This window comes from Methylobacterium planeticum, from assembly GCF_008806345.1.
GTDB lineage: Bacteria > Pseudomonadota > Alphaproteobacteria > Rhizobiales > Beijerinckiaceae > Methylobacterium > Methylobacterium planeticum.
The window spans coordinates 79,118-96,329 of the sequence record NZ_VZZJ01000005.1 but is presented as its reverse complement, the minus strand read 5'-3'; the positions used below and the strand labels follow the sequence as shown (position 1 = coordinate 96,329).

Here is a 17,212-nt window from a genome sequence, read left to right as displayed (position 1 = left end):
GCGGCCTCAAAGGTCCGGCGGCCCCGCCGGGACGGTCTCGCCGAAGATCGGCTCGAACCGCGCGCGCAGCTGCATGTCCACCTCCGCGAGGCTCACGAGGTGGCCGAGATCGACGAGGCTCGTGACCCCGTGCCCCTGGATGCCGCAGGGGACGATGCCGGAGAAGTGCGACAGGTCGGGCTCGACATTGAGGCTGATGCCGTGGAAGCTCACCCAGCGCCGCACCCGGATGCCGATCGCCGCGATCTTGTCCTCGACGTCCGCGCCCTTCTCGGGCCGGCGCACCCAGACCCCGACCCGGTCCTCCCTCCGCTCGCCCCGCACGTTGAAGGCCTCGAGGGTCGCGATGATCCAGGCCTCGAGGGCGGCGACGTAGGCGCGCAGGTCCTGGCGGCGCCGGTTGAGGTCGAGCATCACGTAGGCCACCCGCTGCCCCGGCCCGTGATAGGTGTACTGCCCGCCCCGTCCCGTGCGGTGGACCGGGAAGCGCTCCGGCTCGACGAGATCGGCCTCCCGGGCCGAGGTGCCGGCGGTGTAGAGGGCCGGGTGCTCGAGGAGCCAGACGCATTCGGCCGCCTCCGCGCGCGCGATCGCGGCGGCGCGCGCCTCCATGGCGGCGACGGCCTCCGCGTAGGGCACGAGGCCCTCGCTGATGCGCCACTCCACCGGTCCCGAGCCGGCGCGTGGCAGGAACGGGCCGGGATCGTGGCGCGGGGCGGGTTCGTTTACCAAGGCTTCACCTTATTGCGCGGATGCTCGGCGCCGGACCGGCGGGGGCCGGACGAGCGGAAGGTGCGCGGCGCGTGGCGGTTCTCGAAGACCTCAAGGTCGACCTCTCGGTGGTGCTGGGGCGCAGCCACATGCCGCTCCACATGCTCCTGCGCATGGGGCGCGGCGCCGTGATCGAGCTCGAGGCCACCGAGAGCGATATGGTCGAGATTCTCGCAAACGACCACCCGATCGCCCGCGGCCAGATCGTGGTCACGGGCAATCGCATCTCCGTGGAGGTGACGGAACTGATCCGCAAGGCGGAGGTGCTGCGCGCCCCCGGCGTCACCATCGGCGAGGGATCGGTGCCAATCCTCGAAATGGACGACGAACCTGCCTGACGCGCAACGCGGTGCTTGTCGGGGCGGATTCGATCTGTTATCCGCTGCGCCGCTCACCACGGAAACGGCCTGCCCCGCAGGACGCGGCCGGCGGAGATGCCGGACCCGGTGGGTGCCGATGCGGCCATGGCGGAATTGGTAGACGCGCTAGCTTGAGGTGCTAGTCCCGCGAGGGGTGGAGGTTCGAGTCCTCTTGGCCGCACCAACTTGTTCTTGTTGGTGTTCTTGACGTTCGGTCGATGTTCGCGAGCTTCGCGCCGACCGCTTTTCGCACCAGATCCTGCATACACTGTCCGGCGGCTCTTCCGCTGGTGGGCCTTCAGAGCCACGAGCACCATTTCCTCGGCGATCAGAAGGTTTCGGTGCGTCCGGCCGCGATCCGATCGGGCGGAGCTCGGACCGGATCCCGAGCGGCGCTCTGGCGGAGATCCGCATGACAGGCTTCAAGGATCATTTCTCGACGAACAACGCCGGCTACGCGGCGCATCGTCCGACTTACCCGCACGCCCTCGCGGATTTCCTCGCGGACGCGGCGCCGGCCCGGACGCAGGCCTGGGATGCGGGCTGCGGCACCGGGCAACTCTCGGTGCTCCTCGCGGCGCGGTTCCGGCGGGTCCTCGCCACGGATGCGAGCGCGCAGCAGATCGCCAGCGCGACGCCGCATGAGGCGGTCACCTACCGGACGGCGCCGGCGGAGGTGAGCGGATTGTCGGCCGGAAGCACCGACCTCATCACCGTCGCGCAGGCCGCACACTGGTTCGAACTCGATGCCTTCTACGCCGAGGTGCGCCGGGTCGCGCGACCGCGCGCGATCCTCGCGCTGATCACCTACGGCGTGCTGCACGTGGCGGGCGAGGAGGTCGAGGCCGTGGTGCAGCGCTTCTACCACGCGGTGATCGGACCCTACTGGCCAACGGAGCGGCGGCACGTCGAGGACGGCTACCGCAGCCTCCCCTTCCCGTTCGAGGCCGTGGAGGCGCCGAGCCTCGCGATCGAGGTTTCGTGGGGCATGAGCGACCTGATCGGTTACATCGAGACGTGGTCGGCGGTCCGCCAGGCCGAGAAGGCGGTCGGCCGCGGACCCATCGATGCGGCCCAGGCCGAGTTGGCGCGAGCCTGGGGCGATCCCGAGGCGCGGAGAATGGTGCGCTGGCCCCTGTCGCTGAGGGTCGGCCGCCTCTGAGGTGACGCTGCCCGCCGGCGATCGCTCGCGCTGGCCCGTCGCCCGCGCGCGCTGATCAGCAGCCGGAGCAGACCGAGCCGGTCGCGCGCTTGACCTTGGCGTCGAAGAGTTGATTGCGGGCCTGCTGGTCCTTCTCGGCCTTCTGAGACCGCTGTTCCATGTCGCGCCGCTTCGCCTCGGCCGAACCGTTCGAGTTGGCGCTCGGCGTGCCCGGATCGGCTTTCGGCCCGGCCGAGGCGGGGATGCCGAGCATCACAGTCAAGCCGGCCGCAAGAAGTGCCGTGCGCGTCATGCTTCCTCCGGGCGCAGATCTTGTCTCTCGAGGGGTCGCGTTGCCCGAGTGTGTTCGCATTCACGAATGCGATTCAACGGGAAATGTACGGAACGGGACAGATTCCGTGCGGTGGCCTGCGGGGAAGCCGGACGCTCGATCGCAGCCGCCCGTGATCTCGGGTCCGGACACGATGCCGGGCCCTCCCCTGGGGCTCTCGCGCCCGATGCCAGGGGGCTGCGCGCTCACACCCCTGACAGGGCTCGGCGGGGACCCGGCGTCTCCGACCCCGTCGGGTGCGACCGTTCGCTCACGCCCCATCCATCGTGAAGCCGACCTTGAGGGTGACCTGGTAATGCTGGACCTTGCCGTCCGCGATCTGCCCCCGCGTCTCGAGGATCTCGAACCAGCGCAGGTTCCGCACGGTCTGGCTCGCCCGCGCGACCGCAGCCTGGACCGCATCCTCGATGGAGGTCGGCGACGACCCGACCAACTCGATCACCTTGTAGATATGATGCTCGGACATCCCGGTCTCCTCAGGAATGTCCCGCGGCGGCCACGGGACGGGTGGTGCGACGTGGGGTTCGGATCCGGGTGGGCCTACGCCCCTTCGGCGAGCGCCGCCGAGTCCGGAGCGACGGTTCCCGTCTCGCCCGGGTGCTTGCGCGAGACGTAGTAGAGGCCGACGGCGTGCCAGAACGCGCCCTGCTCCTCGGGCGTGCGCCGGCCGAGGGCGGCCTCCAGCACCGTCATGGCGGCCATGGCCGCGTCGTTCCGCTTCAACTCCTCCATCAGGCTGGTGAGGTCGAACATCGCGGGCACTCCTGGCGAGGTGGCGGGCAGGGTCGTCGACAGCGTCGTGCGGCGGATCCGACGCGACGGCGCACCGGGCCTCGCGACCCGAAAAGAGGTAACGCCCGAGCTTCGCTTCCGATCCAGTCAGGCTCGCGCGGGCTGACAGCCGCACCGGCCTGCACCCGGCTTCCGTGTCCGGGCTTAAACAAAGTGAAGGCAGTGGCCCACGGCCGGATCGAGGCTGCGCCCCCGAGGCATCATTCCATGCGCTCGGTTCGGCTCAGCGGGAGGTTCGTCATGGAACACAAGTCTGTGGAGCAGATGCAGGGGGTGGCCGACGTCACGCCGCGGCCGGCGCTCCTCGCCACCCGGCGCGCCCGGCTCGAACACTGGGCCGCGCTGCTGGAGCGGGAGCCGGACCGCACCTTCCCGGCCCTCCCGGAGGTCGACCTCCTGCCGCGGGCCCAGCGCCGGGCCCTGCGCGTCGAGGGCTCGGCCATCGCGTTCGCCTACGCGGACCCGCTGCTGCGCGCCAGCGGCCTGGCCGGCGACACCTACGGCGACGCCCGCAGCTTCTTCGACCTGCGGGAGGGACAGGCGCACCGGCTCCTCTGCTCCTGCATCAACGGCCGCCATGTCCGGGCCGGGCTGGCGGCCCGGCGGCTGCGCGCCATGGCCGCGCGGCGCCTCGAAACCTGGCTCGCGGCGAGCGTCGTCGGCGGGCTCGTCGGCGTGCCCGGGGCGATGCTGCTGTTCGGCTGAGGATCGCGGCGGGACCGGTCGAGCCGATCAAGCCCGCAGGAGTAGCTCGGCCCGGCCGATGTTCCTCCTGCGACAAGGCGCGCTACGCGCCCGAGGTCGTCTCGGCGTGGATCCGCGCGGCCCGGGACGGCTTGCCTCAGGGGCGTGTCGCGGGGCGCCTGCGCGGCTTCCTCGCCCGCTTCGGTTTCACGCCGGTTGCGGCCTTGGTCATCTCGGCGAGCGCCGCGCGCTGCTGGCGCCGCATCATGGCGGTCGCCGTCCCCATCCACCAGCCCGTGGCCCGGTTCGCGGCGGAGAGCCAGAGGCTTTGCGGTGTACCCTTCATGCCGGCACCTCAAAGGAACCCAACGGGCGCGCACCCCGATCGGTTCACCGCCGCCGGCGCTCCGGCTCATGGGCCGGGCCCCCGCGCCGAAACCCGCTGGTAAGGGGCGCCGGGCCATTCTCCCTCCTCAAGACCAGCTCGGGACCCGCTCATGATGACCAAGGACCAGCTCGCCGTTGAGCTGAAGCGCATCGCCACGACGCAGATCAGCGACATCACGCGGGCGGTGAAGGAGGGCCAGAAGTCCATCGCACTCAACGAGGTGCGGGACATGGCCCAGCGCCTGAACCTCCTCGCCGACGCGTTCTGCCCGAAGCCTGCCGCCGCCCAGGCCGAGCCGGTCGATGGGGCCGAGGCGGCCTGATCGGGCCGCGCTCGGATGAACAGGGAGAGCCCCGCATGGCCCGCGTCTTCTTCAACATCCGCCTCGACGACGCCTACCTGCCCGAGCGCACGGGGCAATGCGTCGCGGGAATCGAGGAGGCGCGCGCGGTGGCGCGCACGATTATCCGCGCCCTCGTGGCCCAGCACGGCGGCGAGCCGCGCCTGCTGAACGCCGCGATCGCGGTGACGGACGAGGCCGGCGCCCCGGTCTTCGACCTGTCCTTCTTCGAGGCGATCTACGTGCCGGTGGCGCCCCCCGACCGCCCGGCCCCCGTCCAGCCGGCCGGCGGCCCGGAGGCGCGGGTACCGCCGGCGCGCGCCCTCAAGGCCCGGACGCAGCGTCACGGGCTTCAAGCGCCTCTCTCCGGGGTCCGGCGGCGGCTCGGCCCGCTTCGCCGGATGCTGAAGGCCCGCTGGGCGGAGGCCGGCGAGCGGCTGCGCGGGATCCCCTGGCGTCCACCCTTCGCCTTCCCCGGCAGCTGACCCGGCGTGCCTCAGCCGAATAGGTCGACGCTGGTGAAGCCGCGCGCTTCCAACCGCTCGGCGAGGACGCGCCTGTGGCAGCGCTCCGGGTCGCGCTCGAAGCAGAGCAGGCAGGTCGGCGCGGCCGCGGCCATCTCCGCCAGGGCGTCGAGGGCGAGGGCGCCATCGGCGGTGTCGAGCACCTCCTCGCAGTAGATCCGGCGCATCAGCCCGGCATCGTGGGCGCGGGCCGCCTCGCGCCCGGCCTTCGGGGTGCCGAGGCCGCGGCTATGCGCGTAGGCGAGGCCCGCCGCCTCGAGGCCGGCCTTGAGGGCGCCCTTCGAGAAGCCGCGCTTGCGCGAATTCGCTACCGCCCGGACATCGGCGAGGAGCCCCACGCCCGCATTCCGCAGAGCCGCCACCAGACGCTCCTGGTCGAGGCCTTCGTACCCGATGGTAAACACGGTCTTGCGCACGGGCGCGGCCTTTCGAAAATCGAGGAACGACCGCAACTTAAGCATGCGGCAGCCGCTCCGGGAGTGTGGATGCCCGCCCGCTATGTCGCTCCCGCGCAACGGCTTCCGGAATTCCGCCGCATTGACCGCAAAGGTCTGTTAACCGCGCAAGGGGCATCGATGACCCAAGGTATTGGCGCGTGAGACGGTGGGCCTGGCATCGATGTCGCTGTGGAACGGGTTCCCCTTGAAATCTGCCGCCCTGCCGCCCGCCGGCCCGCGCCGCGGGCGCGCCTGGGTGAAGCGGGCCGTCTCGGCCGCCCTTCTGGCGAGCCTGGCGGCCTGCGCCTCGAACAACGACTTCTACCCGACCAAGGGTGACGCCAAGCCCCATCCGGGCGTGGCGCGGGCCAAGAGCCACCCGGTCCAGGGCATCGACATCTCGAAGTGGCAGGGGCCGATCGACTGGGCCTCCGTGCGCAGTGCCGGAACCCAGTTCGCCTTCATCAAGGCGACCGAGGGCGGCGACCATGTCGACGAGCGCTTCCGCGAGAACTGGGACGGGGCCGCCCGCGCCGGGGTGCCGCGGGGCGCCTACCATTTCGTGTTCTGGTGCCGCTCGGCCGAGGACCAGATGGTCTGGTTCAAGCGCAACGTTCCGAACGACCCGAGTGCCCTCCCCCCGGTCCTCGACGTGGAGTGGAACGGCCACTCGCAGACCTGCCCGAAGCGGCTGCCCAAGGCCCAGGCGCTCGGCATGATCCGCTCCATGCTGACCGAGATGGAGCGCTACACCGGCAAGCGCCCGATCATCTACACCGACATCACCTTCCACAAGGACGTGCTCGAGGACGAGCTGCCCGATTACCCGCACTGGGTCCGCTCCACCGCCGCCGAGCCGGAACAGCGCTTCGTCAACCGCAAGTGGATGCTCTGGCAGTTCACCTCGACGGGACGGGTCCCCGGCGTGCGCGGCGACGTGGACCGCAACGCCTTCTACGGCTCGCCCTCCGAATGGGCCTCCTTCCTCTCCACCGATTGCGATCCGCGCGATCACCGGCGGCTGGCCGGACAGGGGCTGTGCACCGGAAAGTGACCGCGATCCGCGTCGGGGCGATCCTACGCATGCCGAGAACGTAAAATTGTTCAGGCATATGTCTACAAGTAGACAGACTGGCGCCGAAGCGCTGCTTTAGGAGGAGGCAATACCCTCTTCAGCTCAGCGATCTCATGTCCTCGGCGCCGGAATCCCACTTCGAAGGCAACCTTCTCCTGAAGGCGCTGCACGACGACGACCGTGCGCTGCTGGCGCCGCATTTCGAGCGCCACACCTACCAGAAGGGCGACACCCTGTTCTCGGCCGGGAGCGAGGTGTCGTTCATCTCCTTCCCCTGCGATCAGACCGTGGCCACCCTGGTGATCGCGATGCAGGACGGGCGGAGCGCCGAGACCGCCACGATCGGGCGGGAGGGCGCGGTCGGCGGCGTCGTCAGCAACGGCTGCCTGCCCGCCTCGACCCACGCGATGGTGCAGATCGGCGGCCCGGTGATCCGGATGGACGCGGCCCGCCTGCAGGAGGCCAAGCGCCGCTCGCCGACCCTGCGGAACCTGTTCACCCGGTACTCCGACTGCCTCCTCGCGCAGGTGCTGCAATCGGTGGCCTGCAATGCCCTGCACCCGATCGAGGAGCGCTGCCTGCGCTGGCTCCTGACCCTGCAGGACCGGCTCGGCTCGGACACCCTGCCCGTGACCCACGAGCTCTTCGCCGCGATGCTCGGCGTGCAGCGCACCTATCTCACCCGCATCCTGCGCATCCTGCAGCAGCAGGGTCTGATCGAGGTGGGGCGCGGGCGCATCACCATCCTCAACCGCACCGAGATGGAGAGCGTCGCCTGCGAGTGCCACGGCAACGTCAAGCGGCATTTCGAGACGGTGCTGGGCGCGGTCTACGGCCCCGAAGGACAGCTCCTCCGGCTCCAGCCGCCCGAGGATGCGCGCGAAGCCCGCAGGCTCGACCCCGCGGCCGTGGTCGAGCGCGCCAGCCGGTGAGGGGCGCGGCGATGCCCTGTCCGGATCGCCGTGATGCCGCTGGCGACACGAGCCAAATCGTGCACAATGCAATCGTGCCGTCCGACAGGCGCCGTCCCAAGCCCTGCGGCCCTCCGTCCTGGCCGCGCCGCGCCCGCCGCGCGGAGCCGACGCGGGTCGCGCAGCTGAACGGGCGGGCCGCCGGTTCACCGCGCTCGCCTTCCGAGAAACGCCGCCGCCCGAGACGATGACCGAACCCACGGCCAGCGCAGAGACGGATGCCACGGGCGAGCGAGTCTCCGTCCTGGCCAGCTACGGCATTCTGGACACGGCGCCGGAGGTGGGCTTCGACGACGTGGTGCTGGTCGCGAGCGAGCTCTGCGCGGCGCCGGTCGCCCTGGTGAGCTTCGTCGCCGCGGACCGGCAATGGTTCAAGGCCAGGGTCGGATTCGCCGCCGCCGAGACCGGGCTCGCCTGCTCGATCTGCGCCCACGCCCTCGCGGCACCCGGCCTCCTCGTCATTGCCGACCTGACGGCCGATCCGCGCACCCGCGACAACCCCCTCGTCACGGGTCCCGAGGGCCTGCGCTTCTACGCGGGCGTCCGCCTCGACACGCCCGACGGCGTCGGCCTCGGGACCCTGTGCGTCCTCGACGTGGCCCCGCGCCCGGAGGGCCTGCCCCCGGGGCAGGCGGCGGGCCTCGCCGCCCTCGCCCGTCAGATCATGGCGCTGATGGAACTGCGCCGCACGGTGTTCCGGCGCGATGCGGACATCGTGCAGCGGCAGGAGGCGCAGGAGGTCCGGGACGCCAGCGCGGTCCGCCTCGGCGAGACCGCGCTCCTGATGCGCCTCGCCATCGAGGCGACGGATCTCGGCGTGTTCGACTACGACCTCGTGGCGGACAGGCTCGAGTGGGACGGGCGCACCCGCGCCCTGTTCGGCGCCGGTCCCGACGAGCCCGTGAGCTTCGCGGACAGCTTCCTGCCGCGCCTCCACCCGGAGGATCGCGCCCGCGTCCTCGCCGAGATCGAGGCCTGCGTCGACCCGCAGGGCGCCGGTTCGTTCGCGAGCGAGTTCCGGATCCAGTCCCCCGACGGCGCGCGGCGCTGGCTAAGCGCGCGCGGGCGCCGCGTGGTGGCGGGCGGGCGCGCCGCCCGCCTCGTCTGCACCCTGCGCGACCTCACCGGCCGCAAGGAATCCGACCTGGCCCTGCGGGCGATCCAGGACCGCTACCGCCTCGTCACCCGGGCGACGAACGACGCGATCTGGGATTGGGATCTCAGCACCGGCACGATGGTCTGGAACGAGGCGCTTCAGGCCGCCTATGGCTGGCGGCCCGAGCAGGTCGAGCCGACGGGGGCGTGGTGGATCGCCCGCGTCCATCCCGACGACCGGGCGCAGGTGGACGACGACATCCGCCGGGTGGTCGAGGGCCGGGCGAGCGAGTGGCGCCACGAGTACCGCTTCGCGCGGGCGGACGGGAGCTTCGCGGAGGTGCTCGACCGCGGCTACATGGTGCGCGACGGGGCCGGTACGCCCCTGCGCATGATCGGCGCGCTCCTCGACGTCACCGAGCGCAACCAGGCAGGGGCGCAGTTCCGGGCCGTCTTCGAGGGCGCGAATCTCGGCATCGTCCAGCTCGACCCGCGCAGCCTCAAAGCGCTCCGGGTCAACGCCAAGCTCTGCGAGATCTGGGGGGCGCCGGCGGAGGACATCCTCGGGCAGTCGGTGGCGAAGTGGACGCCGGAGGAGGATGCGGAGGCGCGCGATGCGCTGCACCGGCGCCTCGCCAACGGCGAGATCATGCAGGAGACGCTGGAGAAGCGCTACCGGCGGGCGGACGGGCGCTTGATCTGGGGGCGGGTCAACCTCGTCTCGCAGGTACTCGGCGACGCGATCCAGACGACGGCGATGATCGAGGACATCACGCAGGAACGGCTGGCCGAGGAGCGTCAGCGCGCCCTGATCGAGCTGGGCGACGCCCTGCGGGACGCGCCCGACCGCGGCGCCATGCTGAGCGCCGCGGGCGCGATCCTCGGGCGGACCCTGCGGGCGACGCGCGCGGGCTACCGCTCCGTGGATGCGGCGGCCGGCCTATTCACCCCGGAGGGCATCTGGCCGCCGTCCGCGGCCGAGGGGCCCGCCGTGCCCCGCCCCCTGTCCGACTTCCCGGCGACCGCCCGATGGTTGCGGCGGGGCGAGACCCTGGCGTTGCCCGACATCACGGCGGATCCGCGGTTCGCGGCGGATGCGGCCGGCTACGCCGATCTCCGCGTGCGCGCCCTGATCGAGGTTCCGCTGATCCAGCGGGGTAAGCTCGTCGGGATCCTCTTCGCCCACGCCTCCGAGTGGCGCGCCTGGCCGCCCGGGGAGGTCGCCTTCGCCCGCGAGGTGGCCGAGCGGGCCTGGGACGCCCTCGGGCGGTTCCAGGCGGAGGACCAGCAGCGCCTCCTCAACCGCGAGCTCAGCCACCGGCTCAAGAACACCCTCGCGATGGTCCAGGCCATCGCCTCGCAGACGCTCCGCAACGCCCCCGATTTCGAGACCGCCAAGGAATCCCTGGCCGCCCGCCTGATCGCCCTCGGCAAGGCGCACGACATCCTGCTCACGGGCGAGCGGGAGAGTGCGGACATCAACGCGGTGATCACCGGCGCCCTCTCGATTCACGACGACCGCCAGCCCGGACGCTTCGCCATCGGCGGACCCACGATCGAGATCGGCCCCAAGGCGGCGCTCTCGCTCAGCCTGATGATGCACGAGCTCGCCACCAACGCGGTGAAGTACGGGGCGCTCTCGGTTCCGGAAGGCCGCGTCGTGGTGGATTGGCAGATCGCCGGCGGGGGCGGCGAGCCGACCCTGCGCATGGCCTGGACCGAGCACGGCGGTCCCGCCGTCCTGCCGCCGGCCCGGCGGGGCTTCGGCTCGCGCCTGATCGAGCGGGGCCTCGCGGGCGCCATCGGCGGCGCGGTGGCGCTGCTCTACGAGCCCGGCGGCGTGGTCTGCCGGGTCGAGGCGCCTCTCGCGGGATTCCAGGCCGCGGATTGAGCGGCCCCGACCCGCGCCCCGCCGCATCGAGCGGGGGCGGGAGCTCCGCGCCGGCCGTCGGGCCGGCCGGCTTCGGGAATGCCGGGCTGTCGGGCCGGGGCGCCCTCAGGCGGCCCGGACGGTCGCCAGGAACCGGCTCACCTCGCCGCGCAGGTCGCGCGCCTGCGCCGACAGGTCTGTGGCGGCGCAGAGGATCTGCGCCGAGCCGGCGCTCGCGGTGCCGGCGGCCTCGCTGACGCCCGCGATATGGCCCGAGACGGCCCGGGTCCCCTCCGAGGTCTGGGCGGTGGTCCGGGCGATCTCGCCGGTCGCGGCACCCTGCTCCTCCACCGCCGCCGCGATGTCGCCGCCGATCCGCGCGAGCCGCTGGATCACCCCCGTGATGCCGTCGATGGCGGCGACCGAGGTCTGCGTCGAGGCCGTGATCTCGGCCACCTTCGCGGCGATCTCGTCGGTGGCGCGCGCGGTCTGGCCCGCGAGGTTCTTCACCTCGCTCGCCACCACGGCGAAGCCGCGGCCCGCCTCGCCGGCGCGGGCGGCCTCGATGGTGGCGTTGAGTGCCAGCAGGTTCGTCTGTCCGGCGATGTGCGAGATCAGGCCGACGATCTGGCCGATGCTGCCCGCGGCGGCGGCGAGGCGGTTGACCTCGCCGGCCATCCCCTCGGCGTCCCGCTCGGCCGCAGCGGCGAGGTCGGCGGAGGCGGTGACCTGGGTTCCGATCTCCCGCACAGAGGCGGAGAGCTCCTCGGTGGCGGCCGCGACCGTGTCGGCCGACAGGGCCGCCTCGTGGGAGGCGAGGGCGACCTGCTGGCTGAGCGAGGCCGTGTCGCCCGCCGCGCGGGCCATCCCGCTGGCCGCGGCTTCCAGCTGGGCCGCCGCGCTCGAGACTGCCTCGACGATGCAGCCGACCCGGGCCTCGAAGCTGTCCGCGAGGCCGAGGGCCGCCGCACGCTGGGCCGCGGCGCTCTGCTCGGCCATCTGTTCCTGCTCCAGGCGGATGCGGCGGCGCTCGCTCACGCTGTCGCGGAAATCGATGGCGGCGGCGGCGATGGCCCGCACCTCGCGGGGGCCGCCCTGCGGGATATCGACCGCGCTCTCGCCCCGGCCGATCGCCGTGAGCGCGCGCGACATCCGGATGAGCGGACGGGCGATGGCGGTGCCGAGCGCGAAGGCGAGGCCGCCCGAGAGCAGGAAGATGGCAAGGCCGGCCCCGGCCCACAGGGCGAGGCTGCGGTCGGCCGCGGCGCGGATCTCACCGGCGGCCTGCATCAGGTCGCCGGTGAGCCGATCCTCGACGCCCTTGAGGCCGTCGATGCGCTGGGTGGCGAGCCTGAACCAGAGGGGGCTGTCGCGGAAGGCCAGGGCCTCGCCCGGGACGGTCCCGAGGGCGAGCCTGCGCAGCCGCACGACCTCCCGCGCCGCCTCGGCCGCCTCGCTCGCCTCGAAGGCGCCGACCTGCGCCGGGTCGGCCCGCAGGCGGAACAGGCTCTCGTAGGTGGCCTGATTGGCCGAGAGGGTCGTCAGGCGCTCGAGCCCAGCGAGGTCGAGGCTGCCCATCGCGAAGGCCGCGGAGGCGGCCGCGCGCTCCTGGCCGGCGAATTCCTTCAGGGACAGGAAGGCCCCGTAGGTCGCCATCCGGTTGGCGACCCCCACGTGGCGGGCGACCTTCGCCATCTCCTGCACGATGCCGAGGCCCTGGCTGATCAGGCCCGTGTAGAACGCCATGTTCTGGGGCGGCGTCGGCTGAAGCGCGTCGATCGCCTTGCGATGGGTCTCGACCCGGGCGAGCCCGTCCCGGAACAGGGCGGCCTGGCGCGCGAAGGCCGGCCCGAAGCTGGCCACGGCCTCCTCCGAGACCGCGCCCGCGAGCTGCCCGCGCGCGGCGTCCGTCCGAGCGCGCTGGGCGTCGAGCTCCGCCCGGAACTGCGTGCCCTTCGAGCCGAGGAACAGGCTGGCGGCGCCGCGTTCCCGCTGGGCCTCTTGCACGAACGCGCTCACCTGCGAGGCGAGGCCGACGAGGCCCTGGACCTCGGCCATGTCCGACCGTTGCACCATCCGGTCGGAGACCGCGAGACCCGCGACCGCCGCGAAGGCGAGGCAGGGTGCGAGCGCGACCGCCAGAATGCGCCCACGGAGAGACGCGACGAAACCACCCGACTTCATGCCCATGCCGATCTTCGATTGCGGAGAACCGCCGCATGGTGAGGGGACGCCGTAAATGACTGGTTTCGACGATTTTTGATGATTGATATTGAAGCAAATGGACAAATAAATGTGCAGGCTTGGCCGTTGTGGTACCGGTTCCCGCCTCGGGCGCCGATCGTCCCTCTGGTTCGAATGGGCCGGCCCGGGTTGGATCGGACGCGGGCGGCCTTACATGAGGGCATGTTTCCCCATGGCTCGAACTTCGCACCGGCGTGCTGGGCGCCTTCGAGCCCGGCGGGGTGTGTAAATCCGCCGAACCCCAGGTCGGCGTCGCGCTCCCGATGGTGGAAACGCGGCACGGCCAAGTCTTCATCGGGCCAGTCTTCATCGGGCCAGAACCCTATCTCGCCGGTTCGGGTCCCGGAATCCGATCGGCTCTGTTGCCGGTGTACCGCGTTTGTTCTAGCTAAGGCCCGCTGCGACCCGGGTCGGCGCCTCGCACCGACTCGCGTTCCGCACGCTCGGCTCCCCGGCTCCAGGCCCGTTGGGCCGCCTCGCACGACCTGAAGAGACCCGTCGCCCCATGGCCAAAGCCAACGTCAAAGCCGACGCGAAGACCGCCTCCCCCAACGCTGCCGGGACCGCGGGCAAGCCCGCAGCCAAGTCCGCGGGCAAGCCCGCAGCCAAGTCCGTAGCCGAGCCGGGCGTTCAGGCGGGGGCGAAGCCTGCGAAGGCAGGCGGCAAGGTGAGCGACGGCAAGGTGAGCGGCAACAAGGTGAGCGGCAACAAGACGGGTGTTGCCAAACAGGCCGAGACGGCGGCGGCGCGGTCCGCGGAGGCCGAGGCCCGGCTCGAGAAGCTTTTCGACAACGTGCGCGACGGGCGGGTGATCTCGGTGCGGGGCGCGCGCGAGCACAATCTCAAGAACGTCGACCTGACGATTCCCCGCGACAAGCTCGTGGTGTTCACCGGGCTGTCCGGCTCGGGCAAGTCGTCGCTCGCCTTCGACACGATCTACGCCGAGGGCCAGCGCCGCTACGTCGAATCGCTCTCGGCCTATGCCCGCCAGTTCCTGGAGATGATGTCGAAGCCCGATGTCGACCAGATCGACGGGCTCTCGCCGGCGATCTCGATCGAGCAGAAGACCACCTCCAAGAACCCCCGATCGACGGTGGGCACGGTCACGGAGATCTACGACTACATGCGCCTGCTCTGGGCGCGTGTCGGCATCCCCTACTCGCCGGCCACCGGGCTGCCCATCGAGAGCCAGACGGTGAGCCAGATGGTCGACCGGGTGCTGGCGCTTCCCGAGAAGAGCCGTCTCTACCTGCTCGCCCCCGTGGTGCGCGGCCGCAAGGGCGAGTACCGCAAGGAGATCGCCGAGTTCCAGAAGAAGGGCTTCCAGCGCCTGCGCATCGACGGCGAGCAATACCCGATCGACGACGTGCCGAAGCTCGACAAGAAGCTCAAGCACGACATCGACGTCGTGGTCGACCGCATCGTGGTGCGCCCCGATATCGGCTCGCGGCTCGCCGAGTCCTTCGAGACGGCGCTGGAGCTCGCCGACGGCATCGCCCTCGTGGAGTTCGCGGACGCCCCCGAGGGCGGGGAGACGCCCGAGCCCATCACCTTCTCGTCGCGGTTCGCCTGCCCGGTCTCGGGCTTCACGATCGCCGAGATCGAGCCGCGGCTATTCTCCTTCAACAATCCCTTCGGCGCCTGCCCGACCTGTGGCGGCATCGGCCACGAGATGCGGATCGACCCCGACCTCGTGATCTCGGACCCGGCCCTGAGCCTGCGGCGCGGCGCCGTCATGCCCTGGGCGAAATCGACCTCGCCCTATTACGGGCAGACCCTCGACGCCCTCGCCAGGCATTACGGCTTCAAGGCGACGGTGCCCTGGTCCGAGCTGCCGGAGACTGCCCGCGACGTCATCCTCTACGGCTCGGGCTCGCAATCGGTCCGCTTCGCCTACAACGACGGCATGCGGGCCTACGAGGTCAACAAGCCGTTCGAGGGCGTGATCCCGAACCTCGAGCGCCGCTACAAGGAGACCGAGAGCGACGCCGCCCGCGACGAGATCGCCCGCTTCATGGGCGAGACGCCCTGCGAGGCCTGCGGCGGCAAGCGGCTCAAGCCCGAGGCCCTCGCCGTCAAGGTCGCCATGCAGGATATCGGCGCGGTGACGGCCCTCTCGGTGCGGGACGCGCATCGCTGGTTCTCCGACTTGCCCGCGATGCTGACCGAGAAGCAGAACGAGATCGCGGTGCGCATCCTCAAGGAGATCCGCGACCGCCTGACCTTCCTGGTCGATGTCGGCCTCGAATACCTCACCCTCGCGCGCGGCTCGGGCTCCCTCTCGGGCGGCGAGAGCCAGCGCATCCGCCTCGCCTCGCAGATCGGCTCCGGCCTCACCGGCGTGCTCTACGTGCTCGACGAGCCCTCGATCGGCCTGCACCAGCGCGACAACGAGCGCCTGCTCGGCACCCTCAAGCGCCTGCGGGACCTCGGAAATTCCGTGATCGTCGTCGAGCACGACGAGGACGCGATCCTGCAGGCCGACTACGTGGTCGATGTCGGGCCGGGTGCCGGCATCCACGGCGGCGAGATCATCGCGCAGGGGACCCCCGCGGAAGTCCTGAAGAACCCGGCCTCGCTCACCGCGAAGTACCTCACCGGCGAGATGACCGTGCGCACGCCGACCGCCCGGCGCAAGGCGCGCAAGGGCAAGCTCACGCTCGTCGGCGCGCGGGGCAACAACCTCAGGGACGTCTCGGTGGAGATCCCGCTCGGGACTTTCACGTGCATCACCGGCGTCTCGGGCGGCGGCAAGTCGACCCTGGTGATCGACACCCTCTACAAGGCAGTGGCCAAGAAGCTGAACGGCGCCCTCGAGCACCCCGCTCCCTACGAGCGCCTCGAGGGGCTCGAGAACCTCGACAAGGTCATCGACATCGACCAGTCGCCGATCGGGCGCACGCCGCGCTCGAACCCCGCCACCTATATCGGCGCCTTCACGCCGATCCGCGACTGGTTCGCGGGCCTGCCCGAGGCCAAGGCGCGGGGCTACCAGCCCGGGCGCTTCTCGTTCAACGTGAAGGGCGGGCGCTGCGAGGCCTGCTCGGGCGACGGCGTCATCAAGATCGAGATGCACTTCCTGCCCGACGTCTACGTCACCTGCGACGTCTGCAAGGGGCGGCGCTACGACCGCGAGACCCTGGAGGTGAAGTACCGCGGCAGGTCGATCGCCGACGTCCTCGACATGACGGTCGAGGAGGCGGCGGACCTGTTCAAGGCGGTGCCCTCGATCCGCGAGAAGATGGAGACGCTGGCGCGCGTCGGCCTGCACTACGTCCGCGTCGGCCAACAGGCCACGACGCTCTCGGGCGGCGAGGCGCAGCGGGTGAAGCTCTCGAAGGAGCTCGCCAAGCGGGCGACCGGGCGGACCCTCTACATCCTCGACGAGCCGACCACGGGACTGCATTTCCACGACGTCGCCAAGCTCATGGAGGTGCTCCACGAACTCGTCGACCAGGGCAACACCGTCGTGGTGATCGAGCACAATCTCGAGGTCATCAAGACGGCCGACTGGGTCATCGACATGGGCCCGGAGGGCGGCGACGGCGGCGGCACCCTGGTGGCCGAGGGCACGCCCGAGCAGATCGCCAAGTCGAAGGAGAGCCATACCGGTCGCTTCCTGCGCGACGTGCTCTCCCGCCGCCCGGCCGCCGAGCCGCCGATGGGACGCCGCGCCGCCGCCGAGTGACCCGCCGCCGAGTGACCCGCCGCCACGGGCGGCGCGCGTTCGATTCGGGGCCTTGGCCCGGCCTCCGATCGCCGAATCGCGGACCGGCCGCGACCCCGCCGGGTCTTCCGACGCCCGGCGAAGGCTCCGATCCGGCCCGTCCCCGGCCCCGGTGGGGACAGCCGGGCCGGCGGCCGCGGGGATCGCGTTGCGCTTTCCACAGGGCCTGATTGCGCAATCCTCCCGGGTCGGCCCCACCGGCAAGAGCTTGAGCATTCTGCGCTATTCTGCCGGCCCGCGTCTGAAGGCCCGACCTCCGATCGAGCGATAAATGCCAGAAACAGGGACGAATTCCTGTGTTGCGCTGCGCAAAAGATGCGGCTTTTGCGCAACGGTTGGGTTCTCTGTGCCGGAACGCCAGGCATTCCACTGTCTTTCGGCCGCGGTCTGTAGAATAGTTCTCGACGTTGAGACTTGAGGTGGGGCCGTAAGGGGGCGCTTG

At 71.3% G+C, this 17,212-nt stretch carries 16 protein-coding genes and 1 tRNA gene; 10 read left to right on the top strand and 7 right to left on the bottom strand.

Annotated features, from left to right (window positions below; all coding sequences use genetic code 11):
- Window positions 1-6: 6 nt before the first annotated feature.
- Window positions 7-732, bottom strand: a complete 726-nt coding sequence (gene lipB, locus F6X51_RS07820) for a lipoyl(octanoyl) transferase LipB (RefSeq protein ID WP_210250288.1) — start codon at window positions 730-732, stop codon at window positions 7-9.
- A 71-nt stretch (window positions 733-803) separates the two neighbouring features.
- Between lipB and F6X51_RS07815 the strand changes: the two genes are divergently transcribed.
- The 3 genes from F6X51_RS07815 to F6X51_RS07805 all read left to right on the top strand — a co-directional run bounded on the left by F6X51_RS07815 (window position 804) and on the right by F6X51_RS07805 (window position 2,292).
- Window positions 804-1,109: a FliM/FliN family flagellar motor switch protein gene (locus F6X51_RS07815; protein WP_150962677.1), complete on the top strand. Its 306-nt coding sequence runs from the start codon at window positions 804-806 to the stop codon at window positions 1,107-1,109.
- A gap of 120 nt (window positions 1,110-1,229) precedes the next feature.
- A tRNA-Leu gene (locus F6X51_RS07810) sits at window positions 1,230-1,314 on the top strand.
- 228 nt (window positions 1,315-1,542) lie between these two features.
- Window positions 1,543-2,292: a class I SAM-dependent methyltransferase gene (locus tag F6X51_RS07805; protein WP_150962676.1), complete on the top strand. Its 750-nt coding sequence runs from the start codon at window positions 1,543-1,545 to the stop codon at window positions 2,290-2,292.
- Window positions 2,293-2,347: 55 nt separating this feature from the next.
- Here F6X51_RS07805 and F6X51_RS07800 read toward each other — a convergent pair whose 3' ends face one another.
- The 3 genes from F6X51_RS07800 to F6X51_RS07790 all read right to left on the bottom strand — a co-directional run bounded on the left by F6X51_RS07800 (window position 2,348) and on the right by F6X51_RS07790 (window position 3,376).
- Entirely contained in the window at window positions 2,348-2,584 is a 237-nt protein-coding gene (locus F6X51_RS07800) for a hypothetical protein (protein WP_150962675.1), read from the bottom strand.
- A 289-nt stretch (window positions 2,585-2,873) separates the two neighbouring features.
- Window positions 2,874-3,089 carry a dodecin gene (locus F6X51_RS07795; RefSeq protein ID WP_150962674.1) on the bottom strand — a complete coding sequence of 72 codons (216 nt, stop codon included), beginning with the start codon at window positions 3,087-3,089 and terminating at the stop codon, window positions 2,874-2,876.
- A 74-nt stretch (window positions 3,090-3,163) separates the two neighbouring features.
- Complete coding sequence (locus tag F6X51_RS07790) at window positions 3,164-3,376, bottom strand: hypothetical protein (protein ID WP_150962673.1); 213 nt, start codon at window positions 3,374-3,376, stop codon at window positions 3,164-3,166.
- A gap of 279 nt (window positions 3,377-3,655) precedes the next feature.
- On the opposite strand from F6X51_RS07790, the gene F6X51_RS07785 reads away from it, so the two are divergent.
- Window positions 3,656-4,120 (top strand): hypothetical protein, encoded by a 465-nt coding sequence (locus tag F6X51_RS07785; RefSeq protein WP_150962672.1) that lies wholly within the window; start codon window positions 3,656-3,658, stop codon window positions 4,118-4,120.
- A gap of 136 nt (window positions 4,121-4,256) precedes the next feature.
- On the opposite strand, the gene F6X51_RS07780 is transcribed toward F6X51_RS07785, so the two are convergent.
- Window positions 4,257-4,445, bottom strand: a complete 189-nt coding sequence (locus tag F6X51_RS07780; protein WP_150962671.1) for a hypothetical protein — start codon at window positions 4,443-4,445, stop codon at window positions 4,257-4,259.
- Window positions 4,446-4,596: 151 nt separating this feature from the next.
- On the opposite strand from F6X51_RS07780, the gene F6X51_RS07775 reads away from it, so the two are divergent.
- Together F6X51_RS07775 and F6X51_RS07770 are read left to right on the top strand one after the other, a co-directional pair.
- On the top strand, window positions 4,597-4,809 hold the full coding sequence (locus F6X51_RS07775; protein WP_150962670.1) for a hypothetical protein: 213 nt from the start codon (window positions 4,597-4,599) through the stop codon (window positions 4,807-4,809).
- A gap of 35 nt (window positions 4,810-4,844) precedes the next feature.
- A complete protein-coding gene (locus F6X51_RS07770; protein WP_150962669.1) occupies window positions 4,845-5,312 on the top strand; it encodes a DUF6894 family protein in 468 nt (155 codons plus the stop codon).
- 11 nt (window positions 5,313-5,323) lie between these two features.
- On the opposite strand, the gene F6X51_RS07765 is transcribed toward F6X51_RS07770, so the two are convergent.
- Window positions 5,324-5,767, bottom strand: a complete 444-nt coding sequence (locus tag F6X51_RS07765; RefSeq protein WP_150962875.1) for a DUF488 domain-containing protein — start codon at window positions 5,765-5,767, stop codon at window positions 5,324-5,326.
- Between the two features lie 202 nt (window positions 5,768-5,969).
- Between F6X51_RS07765 and F6X51_RS07760 the strand changes: the two genes are divergently transcribed.
- The 3 genes from F6X51_RS07760 to F6X51_RS07750 all read left to right on the top strand — a co-directional run bounded on the left by F6X51_RS07760 (window position 5,970) and on the right by F6X51_RS07750 (window position 10,820).
- Complete coding sequence (locus F6X51_RS07760) at window positions 5,970-6,842, top strand: glycoside hydrolase family 25 protein (protein WP_150962668.1); 873 nt, start codon at window positions 5,970-5,972, stop codon at window positions 6,840-6,842.
- 134 nt (window positions 6,843-6,976) lie between these two features.
- Window positions 6,977-7,795: a Crp/Fnr family transcriptional regulator gene (locus F6X51_RS07755; protein ID WP_150962667.1), complete on the top strand. Its 819-nt coding sequence runs from the start codon at window positions 6,977-6,979 to the stop codon at window positions 7,793-7,795.
- Between the two features lie 226 nt (window positions 7,796-8,021).
- Window positions 8,022-10,820 carry a PAS domain-containing protein gene (locus F6X51_RS07750; RefSeq protein ID WP_150962666.1) on the top strand — a complete coding sequence of 933 codons (2,799 nt, stop codon included), beginning with the start codon at window positions 8,022-8,024 and terminating at the stop codon, window positions 10,818-10,820.
- A 105-nt stretch (window positions 10,821-10,925) separates the two neighbouring features.
- On the opposite strand, the gene F6X51_RS07745 is transcribed toward F6X51_RS07750, so the two are convergent.
- On the bottom strand, window positions 10,926-12,989 hold the full coding sequence (locus F6X51_RS07745) for a methyl-accepting chemotaxis protein (protein WP_246696679.1): 2,064 nt from the start codon (window positions 12,987-12,989) through the stop codon (window positions 10,926-10,928).
- Between the two features lie 559 nt (window positions 12,990-13,548).
- Here F6X51_RS07745 and uvrA point away from each other — a divergent pair.
- Complete coding sequence (uvrA, locus tag F6X51_RS07740) at window positions 13,549-16,731, top strand: excinuclease ABC subunit UvrA (RefSeq protein ID WP_150962665.1); 3,183 nt, start codon at window positions 13,549-13,551, stop codon at window positions 16,729-16,731.
- The last annotated feature ends 481 nt before the right edge of the window (window positions 16,732-17,212 follow it).